The sequence below is a fragment of the Rhodococcus pseudokoreensis genome, assembly GCF_017068395.1.
Taxonomy (GTDB): Bacteria; Actinomycetota; Actinomycetes; order Mycobacteriales; family Mycobacteriaceae; genus Rhodococcus_F; species Rhodococcus_F pseudokoreensis.
Genome location: NZ_CP070619.1, coordinates 3,247,640 through 3,264,534 on the forward strand (window position 1 = coordinate 3,247,640; position 16,895 = coordinate 3,264,534).

15 protein-coding genes are annotated in these 16,895 nt (G+C 62.8%); 6 read left to right on the top strand and 9 right to left on the bottom strand.

The window, feature by feature from the left end; genetic code table 11:
* Positions 1-12: 12 nt before the first annotated feature.
* From JWS13_RS19945 to JWS13_RS19960, 4 genes are read right to left on the bottom strand one after another with little or no spacing between them, the layout of a single operon-like run.
* Positions 13-828, bottom strand: coding sequence for an SDR family NAD(P)-dependent oxidoreductase (locus tag JWS13_RS19945; protein WP_206007160.1), 816 nt, complete (start codon positions 826-828; stop codon positions 13-15).
* Positions 829-878: 50 nt separating this feature from the next.
* Complete coding sequence (locus JWS13_RS19950) at positions 879-1,823, bottom strand: polysaccharide deacetylase family protein (RefSeq protein ID WP_241032251.1); 945 nt, start codon at positions 1,821-1,823, stop codon at positions 879-881.
* A complete protein-coding gene (locus tag JWS13_RS19955) occupies positions 1,799-2,710 on the bottom strand; it encodes an NAD-dependent epimerase/dehydratase family protein (RefSeq protein WP_206007161.1) in 912 nt (303 codons plus the stop codon). Before JWS13_RS19955 ends, JWS13_RS19950 begins: the two co-directional genes overlap by 25 nt.
* 21 nt (positions 2,711-2,731) lie before the next feature.
* On the bottom strand, positions 2,732-3,634 hold the full coding sequence (locus tag JWS13_RS19960) for a polysaccharide deacetylase family protein (RefSeq protein WP_206007162.1): 903 nt from the start codon (positions 3,632-3,634) through the stop codon (positions 2,732-2,734).
* 116 nt (positions 3,635-3,750) lie between these two features.
* Here JWS13_RS19960 and JWS13_RS19965 point away from each other — a divergent pair, with 116 nt between their 5' ends.
* The 5 genes from JWS13_RS19965 to JWS13_RS19985 all read left to right on the top strand — a co-directional run bounded on the left by JWS13_RS19965 (position 3,751) and on the right by JWS13_RS19985 (position 10,725).
* On the top strand, positions 3,751-5,283 hold the full coding sequence (locus JWS13_RS19965) for a PucR family transcriptional regulator (protein ID WP_206007163.1): 1,533 nt from the start codon (positions 3,751-3,753) through the stop codon (positions 5,281-5,283).
* 597 nt (positions 5,284-5,880) lie between these two features.
* Complete coding sequence (locus JWS13_RS19970) at positions 5,881-6,708, top strand: hydroxypyruvate isomerase family protein (protein ID WP_206011666.1); 828 nt, start codon at positions 5,881-5,883, stop codon at positions 6,706-6,708.
* 53 nt (positions 6,709-6,761) lie between these two features.
* Positions 6,762-7,655, top strand: coding sequence for a 2-hydroxy-3-oxopropionate reductase (locus tag JWS13_RS19975; RefSeq protein WP_206007164.1), 894 nt, complete (start codon positions 6,762-6,764; stop codon positions 7,653-7,655).
* Positions 7,656-7,693: 38 nt separating this feature from the next.
* Positions 7,694-9,496, top strand: a complete 1,803-nt coding sequence (gene gcl / locus JWS13_RS19980) for a glyoxylate carboligase (RefSeq protein ID WP_206007165.1) — start codon at positions 7,694-7,696, stop codon at positions 9,494-9,496.
* Positions 9,497-9,960: 464 nt separating this feature from the next.
* Entirely contained in the window at positions 9,961-10,725 is a 765-nt protein-coding gene (locus tag JWS13_RS19985; protein WP_206011667.1) for an IclR family transcriptional regulator, read from the top strand.
* 364 nt (positions 10,726-11,089) lie between these two features.
* Here JWS13_RS19985 and JWS13_RS19990 read toward each other — a convergent pair whose 3' ends face one another.
* From JWS13_RS19990 to JWS13_RS20005, 4 genes are all read right to left on the bottom strand, one after another.
* Positions 11,090-11,884 (bottom strand): 2-keto-4-pentenoate hydratase, encoded by a 795-nt coding sequence (locus JWS13_RS19990; protein WP_206007166.1) that lies wholly within the window; start codon positions 11,882-11,884, stop codon positions 11,090-11,092.
* 76 nt (positions 11,885-11,960) lie between these two features.
* Positions 11,961-13,352 carry an LLM class flavin-dependent oxidoreductase gene (locus JWS13_RS19995; RefSeq protein WP_206007167.1) on the bottom strand — a complete coding sequence of 464 codons (1,392 nt, stop codon included), beginning with the start codon at positions 13,350-13,352 and terminating at the stop codon, positions 11,961-11,963.
* Positions 13,353-13,630: 278 nt separating this feature from the next.
* On the bottom strand, positions 13,631-13,933 hold the full coding sequence (locus JWS13_RS20000) for a WhiB family transcriptional regulator (protein ID WP_206007168.1): 303 nt from the start codon (positions 13,931-13,933) through the stop codon (positions 13,631-13,633).
* A 193-nt stretch (positions 13,934-14,126) separates the two neighbouring features.
* Complete coding sequence (locus tag JWS13_RS20005) at positions 14,127-15,326, bottom strand: MFS transporter (protein ID WP_206007169.1); 1,200 nt, start codon at positions 15,324-15,326, stop codon at positions 14,127-14,129.
* A gap of 155 nt (positions 15,327-15,481) precedes the next feature.
* Between JWS13_RS20005 and JWS13_RS20010 the strand changes: the two genes are divergently transcribed.
* Positions 15,482-15,925: a MarR family winged helix-turn-helix transcriptional regulator gene (locus JWS13_RS20010; RefSeq protein ID WP_012691665.1), complete on the top strand. Its 444-nt coding sequence runs from the start codon at positions 15,482-15,484 to the stop codon at positions 15,923-15,925.
* A 41-nt stretch (positions 15,926-15,966) separates the two neighbouring features.
* Here the strand turns inward: JWS13_RS20010 and thpD are convergent, their stop codons facing one another.
* Positions 15,967-16,881 carry an ectoine hydroxylase gene (gene thpD, locus JWS13_RS20015; protein ID WP_206007170.1) on the bottom strand — a complete coding sequence of 305 codons (915 nt, stop codon included), beginning with the start codon at positions 16,879-16,881 and terminating at the stop codon, positions 15,967-15,969.
* Positions 16,882-16,895: the final 14 nt, after the last annotated feature.

Below are 16,895 nucleotides of genomic sequence, written 5' to 3' on the forward strand. Positions count from 1 at the left end.
CGTCGGGCTCGGTTAGACCGACGTTGTAGCGTCGACTCCGATGCTGCCGACGGGGAAGCATCCGCTACGCCCACCGTCAGCGATGAGCTGCGTTCCCGTGACATAGCTGGCGTCGTCGGAGAGCAGGAAGGCCACGGCCTTGGCGATTTCGGTGGGTGTGGCGATCCTGCCGAGCGCCACACTGGCTTCGTTCTCGGCGAACTCTGCGGAGGGGTCTGCCGCTCCATCGAACTCGGCGAGGAACATCGGGGTGCGGGTCGTCCCAGGGCACACCGCATTGACTCGAATTCCCCACGATGCGAGTTCCGCCGCGGCGCTACGGGTCATCGACAGAATGCCGCCCTTGGTGGCGGTATACGCAACGTAGCCAGCCTGGCCCTGTAGTGCGAGTTCCGATGCGGTGTTGACGATTGCGCCGCGTTTGCGCGGCACCATGACTCGCGCGGCCTCGCGCAGAACGTAGAAGCTGCCGGAGAGATTGGTCGCCAATTGAGTGGACCAGACGTCGTCGCTGGTATCGACCAACGGAGCAACAACCGAGATCCCCGCGTTGTTGTGGACATCGGTGATCGGTCCCAGTTCGGCTTCGGTCTTGGCGAACGCCGCGCGAACTTCGCCCGAATCGGAGATGTCTGCGGCGATCTTCAACACACGGACGCCGTGGCTCTGGCAAGCCGCTGCCGCGGAGTCGAGATCGGGTCCGGGGCGCGATACCAGGGCAAGATCAACACCCTGACTTGCGAGTACTTCTGCGGTGGCTCGGCCGATGCCCGAGCCGGCTCCGGTGATCAAAGCGACTCGCTGATTTGAGCTGATTGTGGTGGTCATTGTTCCGTGCTCCTAAATTCGTTGCACCCGTGGGCGGTGGTTGGCGTCTGCTAACTGATGTTTGAGGTTGAGTGTTCGGAACCGATCCGCTGATCGGCAGGCGTGCCCGTCGTGTGGAGACGCTTGTGCCTGGATTCGGGGTCGGCGTGCACGCGTTCGGCTACTTCAGCGGCAGTCAGGATCGGAACGTCCCCGTAGTCGAGCGTCGTTCCGATCAGTTCACGCAGAGCCTGCACGCGGGACGGCCGCCCCGAAAGGAACGGATGGTTGCACAGTACGAACAGGCATCCAAGGTCACGCATCGCGGCCATTTCCAACGACCAGACCTCGAGAGCCTTACGTGGAGACTCGACGGCGTTGCCGATCACGGGATCGGGCAGAAATGCATACTGCGGGAAATCATCGAGGATCCAATGGGGTGGCAGTTCAGCGAGTACTCCGTCGGTTGTGTCCAACAAGTAGGGGCGGTCATCGTCCATAAGTGTTGACTGGTAACGAAACCCGTGTTGAGCGAGCATGTTTGCAGTCCGGACGCTTGGTGACGACAGCGGACTGCGATGCCCGACCGGGACGATGCCGAGCCGTCCCAGGGCGGCCATTGCATCGTCGAAGTCGCGACGTTCCTCGTCGGCGGACATATCCACAAGACGCCTGTGGGCGTACGAATGGTGAGCGATCTCGTGGCCTTCGGCGGCGATCGCTTCCACCACGTGCGGCCAGGTGTCCGCGGTTCTCCCGGGGACGAAGAACGTTGCCTTGATGTTGAATTCGGCTAGCAATGCGAGGATTCGAGGTACTCCGACCTGCGGGCCGTACGCTTGATGACTCATGACGCCGGGGTGATCCGCATACTTGGCGTCCTCGGCCAGGACACACGACTCGGCGTCGACATCGAAGGTCAGTACCATCGCTGCGGCTGCGCCCCGAAGCCAGGACCTGCCGTTCGCGCTACCGGTTGACATGGTCTCGGTCAGCTTCCCTGCGACTGAATCCACTGCACAGATGCGGCTAAGCCGTCGGTCAGCGACCAGCCGGGCCGATATCCGAGGTCACGTTCGGATGCGCTGAGGTCAAACTTGCCTTGCCGGTCCCACTTCTCGATGTACCCGGGACCAATCTCGAACTTCGCCTCGGGGAATATTGCGCGGACGGTGTTCGCGGCTTCGGCAACGGTGATCTGGGTGTCACCGGAGACGTGGTAAACGGGTTGACGCAGCTCTGGCGCAACGGAGGCCAGGTAGGCGGCGGCGGCGACATCCTCGACGTAGACGAACTGGAACTTGTGGTCGCCGCCGACAGCGAGGATATAGGGCGTTCCGGACAGCGCCGCGTTCAGAAGGTCGCCCAGCAGACTGGGCATCCACAGACCTGGCCCGTAGACCTCGGTGACCCGGAGCGAGACGATTTCCATGCCGTACAGGTTGTTGTATACGTTCCCCAGCAGTTCGCCGGCAACCTTTGTCACACCGTATGGGGTTGTGGGAGTCGGCTTTTGATCCTCGTGCACGAGTGCGTCATCGAGGTTTCCGTACGCGCATTCCGACGAGAAGTTCACGATCCGTCGGACGCCGGCCATCCGCGCGGCCTCGAAGACCGCCGCGGTGCCGTCGATGTTGGCGGCGATGGTAGTCAAGGGCAGATCGACCGACACCCCGGGGTGACTCATCCCTGCCGTATGGATGATCTTGTCGACGTGGTTTTCGGTCAGGGCCTTGACGAGAACCGGAATGTCGAAGAGCTCGCCTTGGACAGTGGTGACGCTGGGTCGGGTGTCGACGGCGAAATCTCGGTTGTAGCTCACGACGGTCTCGCCGTGCTCGACGAGCCGATTGACGAGATGCCGTCCGACGAACCCTTTACCGCCAGTAACTAATGTAGTCATTCTGTGCTCCCTGAAGTTCGGTTACCAGATGGGGTAGGCGGATGCGGAAACCTCGAGTGGTTCCTGCTTGCGCCAATCGAGGCTGTGGTCGCGCAGGGCTGCGGCGCAGAGCTCTTCGCCGGTCCGGAACTCGACGTCTCCGCGGTCGAGTACCGTTTCGATGAGCTTGCGCAGGTTTTGCGCGCGGCCAGGGCGGCCGCTGAGAAATGAATGTGCAGTCAATTGGAAGAGTCCACCCCATTCACGCATACCGTCCAACTCCGCGGTCCACACGGACAGAGCCTTCTCCGGGGGTTCGATGACGTTGCCGAGGTGCGGTTCCGGCAGGTAGGCGTACTGCTCCCAGTCGTCCAGTGACCAATGCGGGGGCAGCTCGACGAGCGGACCGTTCCCGGTCGAGATCACGTACGGCCTATCGTCGTCCATCAGGCTCGTGTCGTACTTCAGCCCGAACTCGGTGGCGAGTTCAGCGGTATCCCACGTAGCAGCCCACATCGGCGCGCGATAGCCGACCGGATGTATATCGAGTGCGCTCAGCGCCTCCATTCCGCGCTCGAACTCCTCACGCTCCTGTGAGGGGGTGAGGCCGGTGCTAGGACGGTGGCTGTAGCTGTGGTGGGCGATTTCGTGGCCTTTTTCTGCAATGGACGAGACCGCGTCAGGATGCATCTCAGCAACGAATCCTGGAACGAAAAACGTTGAACGAATTGAGAATTCGTCGAGGATGCCGAGCAGCCGCGGAAGGCCCCTACGCATGTCGTAGGACTGGTGCGACATCGCCATTGCGTTAGAGGAGTACCGGCGGCCGGCCGCCAAGACCGGGGTCTCGGCATCTACCGCAAACGTCAGGCATGCGATCGCGGCGGAGTCGCCGCGCCAACTCGTGTTCGGTGTGGTCGAGTTGGACTTGGTCGATGTGGTCATGTGCCACCCTCTGTGCGCGGGGAAATTCTTGACTCCTTAACTCTCCGTGCACGGGGAACAATGAACAACGGTCACAGTGCCAAACAAATTTGGTGTGACATGCGACACTGTGCCTCATGGCGATGCGTCTCAACGATGTTCTGGAACATCCATTGGTCGCAGCCGGCCACCCAGTCCTGGTTAGCGGCGCCGACCGGCTCGGTACCGATGTGCGGTGGATTCACTGCGCCGATCTCTACGACATCGCTCCGCTTCTGCGGGGGGAGGAAGTGTTGCTCACCAACGGTGTCGGTTTGGTCGGAGTGGACGAAGAGGCGCTTCGCAATTACGTCCGACAGCTCGCCCAGAAGGGCATTGCCGGTCTGATGATCGAGGTCGGACGCACCTTTGATGCGCTCCCTCCGGAGATGGCTGACGAAGCCGAAACCCTCGGGTTGCCGTTGATCGTTCTACAGCCGGCACTGCGATTCACCGAGGTTGCCGAGGCGATAAACAGCATGATTATCGATAGATCGATCACCAAGCTGCGTCACGCAGACGAGATATCGCGCTCGCTATCGGAACTACTCGCCCGGGGTGGGACACTCGCCGCAATCGTTGACGGAATACGTGACATCTGCGGAACATGGGTGTCCCTGCAGGACGACAGCAAACAGATCATCGCCCATGCGGGCTCGCTACCACCTGGCCTGATGGACACTTCCGCCGCAACAGCAGCGGTCTTCGTCGACGGCATCGTCTGGGGTCAACTCACCGTCGGCTCGACCGACGTGCCGTCCGTCCTGCTCGACGCGCTTCTCGACCGCGCACCCGCTGTCATCGCACTGGCGCTCATTCGCAATGAACCCAATGTCACTAGATCTTTGCGGCTGAAGCACATGCTGATCGAGCAGCTCTTACAGGGGCGATATATCGAGGATCACGTATTGCAGGATCGGCTACGCGCCGCCGGGCTGCCCACGTCCGTCCGCCCCTACGCGTGTGTTGTCATCGACCGATTGCAGGTCCCTAATTCAGTCGATGTCCTCAATCAGCTCATCGAGACCCACGGATACGGACTGGTCGGTGTGTACGAGGGGCTTGCCTGTGCAGTGATCGCAGCACATTCGGACGAAACCACGAGAGGATTTTCCACCACTCTGCGTGACGACCTGACCAGTCGCATCACTTTCCGCGGCAAGGCGGTCGCCGCTGTGGGGCCATGCATTATTCGATTCACCGATCTTCCGCGCAGCATGACCGAAGCACACCTGTCCTTGACGATCTGCCAGGATGTCAACCCAGCATCCGTGGCTGTGGTCGCAGCGAAGGACATGGCTGTCGAACGACTGTTGTACAAGAACGCCGACAGAGCGGAGTTGCGGCTTTCAGTCGAAGAGATGCTCGGTCAGCTGATCGCGTACGACCAAGATCGTCAGACCAAGCTGATGCCCACCCTGACGGTCCTTCTCGAGTGCGGCGGATCGAAGGCGCTAGCTGCCCAACGACTCCACCTACGACGGCAGTCTCTGTACTACAGACTCAATCAACTCAGTTCCCTGCTCGAATACGACCTTGACAATCCGCGCGATCGGACCGCGCTGTCCGTTGCGGTGAGTGCGATGCGGATCGTTCAATCGCCCGAACACGTTGATGGCGAAATGAACTGACTCTCGCATTCTCTGCGCCCCGATCGGCACACATACCGATGCGTCCCGTGTGACCATTTCAGACACCGATCGCACGGCCCGCCGACAATCCCGCGACGTCTAGCCGCACGCGAGGTAGGCACGGTCTTGCCGGTTGCTCGGCGAGTCCACCACCAATGACCAGGACGCAGAACGTGCGCGTGCAGAGGTGCGTGATCTGGATGCTGGCCTGGAGCAGTCAACCGCAGGCATCGAATTCGAAAACGCACGCTAGCCGAGGTGCAAAAGAGCGGCGCGTATGCGAACGAAACCCATGGTTCGCACGCGCGGCCGACCAACCGGCGTATCCGCACTTGACACCCGAGGCAAGCGAGGAGTTAACTGTGGCTACCACTAATCGGAAATATTCTTCCATAATACGGAAATTGCTTGAACCCCGCCGGCGCCCTAGATGAGCCCGCACGTGTTCGCGAAATCCGAACCCCTCGAGCCCGGCCTTTGGACCGCTCCCGCTTCACCAATTCCACGTTGCTTTCGGCCAATGCCGTTCGCGACCAGTCCAGTATCTCCACCATCGGCAACGTCTCTTGCCGAGACGCGCAGAAAGGAGCCATTCCGATGGCACCCGTTCCGTCCTTCACCGTCAACTGCTCAATCCTGTTGACCGATGTGCCACTCCTCGAACGCCCAGAAGCGGCCCGTCAGGCTGGATTCGATGCTGTCGAATTCTGGTGGCCATTCGCTCACGCCGTGCCTACCGACAGTGAAGTCACTTCATTCATCCGCGCAATTACCGATGCCGGCGTACAGCTCACCGGGTTGAACTTCGCCGCTGGTGATATGCCGGCAGGCGACCGCGGAATCCTGTCGAACCCCACTCGCACGACGGAGTTCCGCGATAACGTCGCTGTCGCCACCTCAATCGCTCAAGCGCTGGGCACCAAGGCTTTCAACGCACTGTACGGAAACCGGTCCGATGCCTTCAGCTCCGAACAACAGGATGCGGTAGCAGCCGAAAACCTCGCCTTTGCGGGCGAGGCCGCGCACGCTATCGGCGCAGTTGTTCTTGTCGAACCGGTCAGCGGTGCCATCGGATACCCACTCAAACATGCCGCCGATGCCGTGGCGGTGATTAATCGAGTACGAGAGTCCTTCGGAACCGACAATCTGCGGCTCCTCGCCGACCTCTACCACCTCCAGGCCAACGGCGACGACATCGCGGCGGCGCTCGACGCCTACGCCGACCTGATCGGTCATGTGCAGATCGCCGATGATCCCGGGCGCGGGGAACCGGGTACCGGAACGCTCGACCTACAGCGCTACCTGGACCAACTTCACGGCAACGGGTACTCCGGCTTCGTCGGACTCGAATACAAGTCGACTCACCCGAACACCTTCGAATGGCTCGATCGAGACCTTCGCCCGTCCCGTCGCGTCGGCATCTGACACGGGCGCTCAACGTTCACTCCACCCACACACCTCGAATCAAGGACTAACTCATGAGCACCATCGCATTCATCGGGCTCGGCATCATGGGCAGCCCCATGGCGGTTCACCTCGCCAAGGCAGGCCACCAGGTCGTCGGATACAACCTCACCCCCAACCGCACCGGCCCACTTACCGAAGCCGGAGGCACTGCCGCTGACTCCATTGCCAAGGCCGTTGCCGGGGCAGATGTCGTCGCAGTCATGGTTCCGGACTCCCCCGACGTCGAGGACGTGCTAGCCGGCGAGAACGGCGTGTTCGAGAACGCCCAACCCGGAACACTGATCATCGACTTCTCGAGCATCCGCCCCGATGTCACCACCGAGCTCGCCGCCCGGGCCTCGGCACGCGGATTCCGGCTGATCGACGCGCCCGTCTCCGGAGGAGAAGCCGGCGCCATCAACGCGGCCTTGTCGATCATGGTCGGCGCCAGCGCAGAAGACTTCGCGGCCGCAAAGCCCATTCTGGACGTCGTCGGCAAGACCATTGCCCATGTAGGCCCCAACGGAGCAGGTCAGACGGTCAAAGCCGCGAACCAGCTCATCGTAGCCGGCAACATACAACTCCTCGCCGAAGCGATCATCTTCCTCGAAGCCTACGGAGTCGATACGGCAGCCGCGGTCGAGGTGCTCGGCGGCGGACTGGCGGGGTCTGCCGTACTCAACCAGAAGGCCCAGAAGATGCTCGACCGCAATTTCGAACCAGGCTTCCGCATCGATCTCCACCACAAAGACATGGGGATCCTCACCGCCGCCGCGCGCGAGGCGGGCGTCGTCGTCCCTCTCGGCGCCGTGGTCGCCCAGCTCATGGCTTCCGCACGTGCGAACGGCGACGGCGGACTCGACCATTCCGGTCTGCTCCGCGGCGTCGAACGTCTCTCTGGCAGTACTAGCCCTACCTCCAAATAGCCCCGTCCACATAACCGATTCATCAAGGGAGAAATGACATGCCACGCATGCGCGCCGTTGATGCCGCCGTGAAGATCCTCGAGCTCGAAGGTGCCACACAGGCATTTGGTCTCCCGGGCGCCGCGATCAACCCCTTCTACGCAGCAATGCGCGACCACGGAGGAATCAAACACGTCCTCGCCCGCCACGTCGAAGCCGCAAGCCACATGGCCGAGGGTTTCACACGTGCCGGAGCAGGGAACATCGGCATCTGCATCGGAACATCCGGACCGGCCGGCACAGACATGATCACCGGTCTGTACTCGGCCATGGCCGATTCGATCCCGATCCTCGCCATCACCGGCCAGGCCCCCGTCGCCCGGCTACACAAAGAAGACTTCCAGGCTGTCGACATCGCCTCGATCGCAGCCCCAGTCACCAAGATGGCCATGACGGTGCTCGAGCCCGCCCAAGTTCCTGGCGCATTCGCACAAGCCTTCCATCTGATGCGCTCCGGGCGCCCGGGACCGGTGTTGATCGACCTGCCGATCGACGTTCAGCTCGCCGAAATCGAGTTCGACCCCGACACCTACCATCCTCTGCCGACCTACAAACCCGCTGCAACCCGAGCGCAGGCCGAGAAGGCACTCGACATGCTCGCCGAATCGGAGCGCCCGCTCATTGTCGCAGGAGGCGGAATCGTCAATGCAGACGCCGCCGAACTGCTGGTCGAACTTGCCGAGCTGCTCGATGTTCCAGTGATTCCCACCCTGATGGGATGGGGGACGATTCCCGACGATCACCGACTGGCCGCAGGCATGGCCGGCCTGCAGACCGCACACCGATATGGAAACGCCACGATGTTGGCCTCGGACTTCGTACTCGGCATTGGAAACCGCTGGGCCAACCGACATACCGGCGGACTCGAGACCTACCGTAAGGGCCGAACGTTCATTCACATCGACATCGAGCCCACTCAGATCGGGCGGGTCTTCCCCCCCGACTATGGAATCGTCTCCGACGCGAAGGCTGCTCTCGAGCAGCTTGTCACGATCGCCAAGGAGCGCAGACAAACCAACCGGTTGCCCGACCGGTCGAGTTGGGTCGAGGAGTGCCTGGATCGGAAGCGCACAATGCGCCGCAAGTCCCACTTCGATGACATCCCAGTCAAACCCCAGCGAGTCTATGAGGAGATGAACAACGTCTTCGGACGAGATACTCGATACGTGACCGCGATCGGCTTGTCTCAGATCGCGGGCGGGCAGTTTCTCCACGTATACAAAGAGAGGAACTGGATCAACTGCGGACAGGCAGGACCACTGGGCTGGACGCTGCCAGCGGCACTCGGAGTGGTCACAGCTGACCCTACTGCTACCGTCGTCGGCCTCTCCGGAGACTACGACTTCCAATTCATGATCGAAGAATTGGCGGTAGGTGCACAATTCAACCTCCCGTATGTGCACGTCGTCGTGAACAACTCCTATCTCGGCCTGATCCGGCAGGCCCAGCGCCAGTTCGACATGAACTACTGTGTGTCACTCGGTTTCGACAACATCAATTCCGAGGAGTCCAGCTCCACGGAAACCACCCCAGTGCCGAAGGGCTACGGAGTCGACCACCTCCGGGTTGCGGAAGGTCTGGGATGTAAAGCGATCCGAGTCACCGATCCAAACGAGATTGCCGACGCTCTCGAGCAAGCCAAAGCCTGGGCCGGCGAGCACAAAGTTCCCGTTGTCGTCGAGATCTTCCTCGAACGGATCACGAACATCGCCATGGGAACTGAAATCGACAATGTGAACGAGTTTGACGCTCTTGCCGCGAACTCCGACCAGGATCGGGCCGCATACGCTCAGCTGGACTAGCAGACTGGGCACGTCCGAGCACTCTACGGGAGCCGGCCACTCACTGGGGCCGGCTCCCGCACTCCCTCACCAACGCTGCAGTGGCCATACAACTGCGGCCGCGAGCCTATCGGTGGACTATTCCCGAGACCGCAGATCGAAGCACCAACGAGCGAGCGAGACTCATCTGGAGGAGACGTGATCGACACCAACACGGAGATGCTGCAGTTCGCTCTGACGTGGCGCCATTGGGGCGGCGGCGCGGACGCTGACATCTTCGTTGAGTTCGGGCTGATGCCTGACGAATACTTCTGCCGACTTCTACGAATCCTCGAGATTAGATGCAGTCACGGTGTCAAGATCTCACACCAGGAATTGTCTCAGCTCCAAATGATCTGTCATCAACGGCTCACGCCTTTCCGGTCCATGGGCTCTCACGCATGAAGGTAACGCTTCCCAGAGTGAGGAATGAATTAGGGGTAAAGATGCCAATAGGGCAAGGCACCAGTGGAGTTCAGTCCGTCGGGCGTGCATTCGACATACTCGAAGTTATGTCGACCGTGGGCGGTTCCATCAGCGTGACTGCACTCGCCGACAAGACTGAGCTACCGATCCCGACGATCCACCGCTTGATTCGTACTTTGGTTGGTCGCGGATACGTTCGCCAACTACCTTCCCGGCACTACGCGCTGGGTCCCCAGCTAATCAGGCTTGGGGAGAGCGCAACTCAGCTCTTTGGAGCCTGGTCACTTCCTCACCTTTTGGAACTCGTGGAATGCACCGGAGAAACCGCCAATATGGCAATTTTGGACGACAGCATGGCTGTTTATGTGGCGCAAGTACCCTCCCCCCACTCGATGCGCATGTTCACTGAAGTCGGCGGTCGAGTCTTTCCGCATTGCACCGGTGTCGGTAAGGCCCTCTTACTTCAACTTCCCGACACATCGATCCGAGCCATGCTCCACCGATCCGGCTTGCAACCCTATACAGAAAACTCCGTGACCGATGCGGAGATGCTTATCGGCGAATTACACATGAGCCGACAGCGCGGCTATGCCACAGATGATGGTGAGCAGGAACTGGGAGTTCGATGCTTCTCCGTCCCTGTCATCGACGCACCCATACCTACGGCAATCTCAATCTCTGGTCCAGCAGCGCGCGTCACAATTCAGTCCGCCAAGGAGATCGTTCCTCACCTTCAACGGGTTGCATCCATGCTGACAGATGAATTCAAGAGGATCTCAAAGTAGTGAACTTGCTTCCGAACTGATCGGGCACCCGTCACGGAATTCGGTGCCGCGGCACGATCCCTCATGTCGCCAGTCCCAGCCTGGCGGACGGTCGGATGGTTGCTCGGTGATGGTCATTCGGTTTCTCGTGGTCGACGTAACTCTGCATCGATGCTCATACGACGAAACCACCGCTGCCCGACGATCAGGTGTGGCCGGAGCGGCGGTTCGCGTGCACGTGGAGGGCGGGTGCCTGACGCCGACACAGCAAGTCAGGCACCCGCGTAGTTCGTTCAGTCAAGAAAGGCGCTCTCGGTTCCTGAACAAACGTGCTGCCGCGGGGGAATCTTCACCCCGCGAGGCTTTCTCGTGACCCGGCAGACGGTCAGTTGGTGGCGATGGAAACGTCGAACTCGATGGAGCCGAAGCCTTCGAACTCGCCGACCCAGCGTCCGGCCTGGTTCATGGGGACTGCCTGCAGGCAACTACCGGGGAGGATGACCTGGCCGGCTTCGAACTCGACGTCGTAGGCGGCCAGGCGGTTGACGAGCCAGGCGACCGCGGCGAGGGGATTGCCGAGGATGTTGCGCGTGTTTCCGGTGATGACCTCGTGGCCGTTGAAGTGCAGGGTGCCGCGCATGTCCCGGAGGGTCAGGTCGGTGACACGGCGGGGAGTGCCACCGAGGATGACCGCACCGGTGGAACCGTTGTCGGCCAGCGTATCCGGAAGGTCGATGGCCCAGTTCTGGACACGGGAATCGATGATCTCGATGGCGGGCAGTGCGTAGTCGATGGCGTTGATGACGTCGGCGACGGTGACGTTGGGTCCGCGCAAACTGCTTTTCAGCACGAAGGCGGGTTCGAGTTCGACGAACGGTTCGATGTAGTCGCTGCGATCGAGGGTGGCGCCTTCGTAGGCGAAGATGCCGGCGAGCAGGAATCCGTAGTCGGGTTGGCCGAGGCCGAAGGCTTCCTGCATGACCTTTGCGATGTTGCCGAGTTTGTATCCGACCAGGCGGTCACCCTCTGCGACAGCGTGTTCGACGTTGATGCGTTGCACGGCGAAGGCGGAGTCCGCGTCGAGGCCGGGCCAGGTCTTGGTGGGTGCGGTGATCGGTGCACCGTTCACACGGGCGGTGCGCAGAGTGGCCGCGACATCGTGGAGTTCGGTGGTCAGCATGGTGCTCCTTGCATTGTCGGTCGCCGGGACGGGACGCGAGTTGACCGACGCCCCGTCCCGACGCTTCGTGGAGGGGTCAGACAGCGGCCGCGACCGGTGTGCGCGCACCGAATCGGTGTCCGGGGTGGTCGTCGCGGAGCCGGACCGCTCCCTTGCCGTACAGCTTTTCGCGCAACGTCGAGCCTTCGTATTCGGTCCACATGGTGCCGCGGCGCTGCAGTTCGGGGACGACGAGTTCGATGAAGTCCGCCATGTCCTGGTACTTGACGGCGTGTCCGAGGTTGTAGCCGGCGATACCGGTTTCGTCCATCCACCGGGTCAGCTCGTCGGCGACGGTGGTGGGTGAGCCGACGATGGTGGGGCCGGTGCCGCCGATGCCGATGAATTCGGCGATGTCGCGCGGGGTCCACTCCTTGTCGGGGTCCATCTTCGAGAACAGGTCGACCATGGTCTGCCCGGCGTTGGTCTTGACGTGCTTGAGCGGCACGTCGGGGTCGAACTGGGACATGTCCAGCCCGGTCCAGCCGCTGTAGCGGGCCATGGCGCCGGTGTAGCTGACCAGCTTGCGGTAGGACTCGTACTTGGCGTGGGCCTCTTCGTCGGTCGGTGCGACGACGACGTTGAGCATCTGCAGGACGTTGACGTTCTGCGGGTCGCGGCCGGCCTCGGCGGCGAGGGTGCGCAGGGCGTCGACCTGCTTCTTCAGCGCTGGAATGGACACGGCGTTGACGAACACCGCTTCGGCGCTCGCGGCGGCGAGGGCGCGGCCCTTCGAGGATCCGCCGGCCTGGAAGATCACCGGGGTGCGCTGCGGGGACGACTCACACAGGGCGAAGCCGGGCACGTCGAAGTACTTGCCCTTGTGTTCGATGTTGTGCACCCGGCTCGGGTCGATGTACATGCCGCGCTCGGCGTCGCGGACGACGGCGTCGTCCTGCCAGGACCCCTCCCACAGCTTGTAGCAGACCTCGAGGTACTCGGCGGCCATGTCGTACCGCTCGTCGTGCGGAACCTGCTGTCCGGTACCGAGATTGCGGGCGGCGCTGTCGGAGTAGGAGGTCACCAGATTCCAGCCGACGCGGCCGTCGGTGAGGTGGTCGAGGGTGCTGAACTTGCGCACGAGTGCGTACGGGTGCTCGTAGGACGTCGACCCGGTCAGCCCGAATCCGAGGTTCTTCGTCACTGCGGCCATCGCGGAGACGACCATGAACGGATCCTGCGCGGGGATCTGCGCGGCGTCGGCAAGCGCGGCGTCGGCGCTGCCCTCGTAGATGTCGTGGTAGCCGACGTTGTCGGCGAAGAAGATGCCGTCGAACCGGGCCTCTTCGAGCATTTTCGCGTAGTCGGTCCAGTAGGCGAGGTTCTTGTAGTTCGCGCCTTGATCGTCCGGATGCCGCCAGAGACCGGCCGACAGGTGTGCCGGGCCCTGGTAATCGAAGGCGAACAGCCGCATGCGTCGAGACGCCATTGTCTATCTCCGTTCACTTTTTGAACACTTAGTTCATGTGGTGAACACCACTGTAAGAGGTGGAATGTGCGGGCGTCAATACCGCATTTCGGGTTCCCGCCCGGGATGCACGCCGGGTCCGGCGCCTCCGATCCCGTGGGCAGACAGCAGGGGTCGACTCCCCCACCGAGCCGAGGGCGGCATCGTCGTCGAGAGGGGACTCGCCGCGCACACGAAGGCGCGCCGACTGGGCACACGAGACCCAATCGGCGCGCGAGCGTCTTCCTGGAGGTGACCCCTCAGAGGGTGCGCTGGCGAGTCAGCCCGACGCGGAGGACCACACCCTGCCGCCAGCGGTACTGCACGCGTTCCGACGGAGAAAGCCCACCCCAGATACCGTGCGGCTCATTCGCGGCGACCGCGTAGTCGCGACATTCCTCGATCACCGGGCAGTCGGCGCAGATAGCTTTGGCGGCCACCTCCGACAGCGTCTCGCCGTCGTAGAACACGTCGACATCAACCGACCGGCAGCGGGCGGTCCGTTGCCAGTCCCATTCCGAGATCAACGGCCGGGGCAGCTGCAAGGGTCGTTCGCGAAGCATGACTTCCTGACGCGTGAGGATGGACGGCGGGCGCTGCGACTACGCACGCGAGGGCTCGCACGTCCCATCATCCACAGACACTCAGCCCGAACCCCGATCGGTGTTCATTATTGAACACTGCGACCGAAAAGTGAATGCCTTAAGGGGCGGGGTCCGGCTGCGTACTCCGCATCCGCCCCGGACGGCTCGACCGCTAGACCGGCACGACCGCCGAATCGTCTTCCACCGAATCAACTTTCGACCGACGGTCGACTGCAGTGGCGACGAGGAGGACGGCGAGCGCGGCCACGGTGAGTGCCGCTCCCATCCAGATCGGCGAGGTGAAGCCGAGCCCTGCGGCGATGGTGATGCCGCCGAGCCAGGCTCCGAGTGCGTTGCCGACGTTGAAGGCGGCGATGTTGGCGCCGGATGCCATGGTCGGCGCCTGCGCCGCGTAGTTCATGATGCGCATCTGCAGTCCGGGGACGGTCGCGAATCCGAAGAGTCCCATGAGGAAGAGAGCGACGATCGTCATCGGCTTGCTGCCTGCGGTGAGGGCGAACACGACGAGGACGACGGCGAGCACGGCGAGGACGGTGGTCAGGGTGCGGGTGAGCGCCTTGTCGGCGGCGCGGCCGCCGAGGACGTTGCCGACGAACAGGCCGCCACCGAAGAGCATGAGGAGCCACGGGACGCTCGTCGACGCGAATCCGCCGACCTCGGTGAGGGTGAATGCGATGTAGGTGAACGCACCGAACATCCCGCCGAAACCGAGGATGGTGACGGCGATCGAGAACCACACCTGCGGGTTCCGGAAGGCCCGCAGTTCGCTGCGCAGACCCGCAGGTTCCGGTGCGTCCGCCGCACGGGACACGGACGGCACCAGCGCGGTGATGCCGATCAGCGCCACGACTCCGATGACGGTGATGGCCCAGAACGTGGAGCGCCACCCGAACTGCTGGCCGAGGAACGTGCCGAACGGGACGCCGAGAACGTTGGCGATGGTCAGTCCGGCGAACATCGTCGCGATGGCGCCGGCCCGCTTGCTCGCGGGCACGAGGTCGGCGGCGAGGACCGACCCGATGCCGAAGAACGCGCCGTGGCACAGGGCCGCGAGGACGCGTCCACCCATCATGACCTCGTAGGTCGGGGCAATCGCCGAGAGGAGGTTGCCGCCGATGAACAGCACCATCAGCGACTGGAGGACGCGCTTGCGGTCGAATCGGGTGACCGCCGCGGTGATGACGATCGCTCCGATGGCGACGGAAAGGGCGTAGCCGGAGATGAGGTAGCCGGCCACCGATTCGCTCACCTGGAAGTCGGCCGACACCTCCGGCAGCAGTCCCATGATGACGAATTCGGTGAGACCGATCCCGAAGCCGCCCATTGCGAGAGCGAGTAGACCCAGTGGCATCGCAGCCACTCCTTTCATACAGATCTGGGAGATAAGAGCGCTAGCTCGAATACCGCGTCTGCATTAGTTGCAGGCGCGGTATAAATAGTTGCACACGCCTGATATGTGCGCAAGCTGGTATTCTGACCGGGCACTCGTATCCACAGGAGGTGGCCATGGCAGTCGCTGACGACGCCGTCGAGATCCGGTCGCAGGGTTGGCGCACGCTCGCGGCCCTGCACGGCCTACTCGAGGCGGAACTCGAACGCGCCCTGCAGCGGGGCCACGACCTCTCCGTGGTCGAGTACACGGTGCTCGACGCACTGAGCCGCCAGGACGGCTGGCACATGCGGATGGCTCAGCTCGCCCGCGCGGCCGCGCTGAGCAGCAGCGCCACCACCCGGCTGGTGAACCGGCTGGAGAACCGCGGGCTGCTTACGCGGATCCTGTGCGACGACGACCGTCGCGGCATCTACACCGAACTCACGCCCGCGGGCCGGGCGGCGCTGGACGAGGCGCGTCCCACCCACGACGCCACCCTGGAGTCGGCTCTGGACCGGGCCGCCGAGGTTCCCGAACTCGCCCACCTCGCCCGCGCCCTGCACGAGCTCCCCGCGTAGGTGAGTGGGAAAGTGCGCGGCAGCACACTTTCCCACTCACGTCAGGACAACGGCGTGAAGTCGCGCGACGCGATGTACTCCGGCCGCGGCCGCGGTGCGGCGAACGGCGCGACGAGCGTGTTCTCGACACTGTTGAACACGAGAAACAGATTCGACCGCGGGTAGGGCGTGATGTTGTTGCCCGACCCGTGCATGACGTTGGAGTCGAACCACAGCGCGGTGCCGGCCGCACCGGTGAACTGGTCGATCCCGAATTCCGCGGCCATCCGGGTCACGTCCTCCCGGCGCGGAACCCCGACCTCCTGCTCGACGAGGGAGGACGTGTAGTTGTTTTCGGGGGTGGCGCCGACACATTGGACGAACCGCTTGTGCGAACCGGGCATCACCATCAGCGACCCGTTGAACGGGTAGTTCTCGGTGAGGGTGATCGAACAGCTGACGGCCCGCGGCACGGGGAGACCGTCCTCCGCGTGCCAGGTCTCGAAGTCCGAGTGCCAGTAGAAACCGGTGCCCTTGAAACCGGGCATGGAGTTGATCCGGCTCTGGTGGATGTAGACGTCGGAGCCGAGGAGTTGCCGTGCGCGGTCGAGAATCCGGCCGTCGCGGATCAGCGCGGCCACCATGTCGCTGCGCCGGTGGACGTCGAAGACGGACCGGACCTCGTCGGTGCCGCGTTCGGTGATGACGCGCCCGCTGTCGCGCATCGACGGATCCCGGGCCAGCCGGTCGAGCTCCTCCCGGCACGACGTCACTTCGCCGGCGCCCAGGACGTCGTCGACGATGGTGAAGCCGCGTGCCTCGTGTCCGGCGAGGGCGGCCGCGTCGAAGGGTCCGTCCGCGGGTTTTCCCCAGACTGCGGGTTCGTTCCGTTGGAGCATCGACGGACCGGAGGCGATCCGAGTGGGGTAGCGATCGTGACTGTTGGTGAATCCCTGAACCTCAGCTACCTGAGTCATTGCCCCTCCTCGGC